The sequence below is a fragment of the Chromohalobacter sp. HP20-39 genome (genome assembly GCF_033052815.1).
GTDB lineage: Bacteria > Pseudomonadota > Gammaproteobacteria > Pseudomonadales > Halomonadaceae > Chromohalobacter.
Map to the genome: position 1 here is coordinate 1 of NZ_JAWHTP010000690.1, position 271 is coordinate 271.

Below are 271 nucleotides of genomic sequence, written 5' to 3' on the forward strand. Positions count from 1 at the left end.
GGCCGACGAGAAGAAGGCTTCTTCCCAACCGGCAATCGAAGCGACATCGATCTGCTTCGGAACCTGCGCAGAGCCGATGCAAATCCTTCCCACGTCCCACGTATTGAAGTACGGCGGCTCGTGCAGCATGGATTCCGGCGTCGGCCTGACGTCCTCCATCAAGGCAAACACGCTGAACCCGTCATTGGCCGCCTGGAACACCAAGCCCGGGTGCGGCACTACCGCACTGCGCGTACCCAATTCTTTGCATTGAAAGAACACCCGGCGAATC

1 protein-coding gene is annotated in these 271 nt (G+C 59.4%); it reads right to left on the reverse strand.

Annotation, left to right across the window (positions count from 1 at the left end; genetic code table 11):
- Positions 1-271, reverse strand: a 271-nt coding sequence (locus RVY79_RS19720) for a hypothetical protein (RefSeq protein ID WP_317466263.1), incomplete at both ends; no start/stop codon positions are given.